Here is a 229-nt window from a genome sequence, read left to right as displayed (position 1 = left end):
CTTGTAAAGCCAGTAATTCGCCATGACCCATCACGCTCCCGGATTGTTGAAGACCCAGTTATAGGGCTTCACATCCACGCTTTCGAACAGGCCGGCCTTGGCGTAGGGGTCGGCATCGGCAAGCGCCTTCGCGGCCTCGATATCCGCGGCTTCGACGATAACCAGACTGCCATTGGGCTTGCCTTCGGCGTCCAGAAACGGGCCGGCAATCTTCAGCGTGCCCTCGGCA

General features: G+C 59.8%; 1 protein-coding gene. It reads right to left on the bottom strand.

Annotation, left to right across the window (positions count from 1 at the left end; translation table 11 throughout):
* Nucleotides 1-30 precede the first annotated feature (30 nt).
* The coding region (locus SB764_RS45165; RefSeq protein ID WP_410867458.1) for a YciI family protein at nucleotides 31-229 on the bottom strand (199 nt) is incomplete at its 5' end.

This window comes from Paraburkholderia sp. SIMBA_027, from assembly GCF_046535315.1.
In the GTDB taxonomy this organism is placed as follows: Bacteria; Pseudomonadota; Gammaproteobacteria; order Burkholderiales; family Burkholderiaceae; genus Paraburkholderia; species Paraburkholderia tropica.
This window is presented reverse-complemented; position numbering and strand designations above follow the sequence as displayed.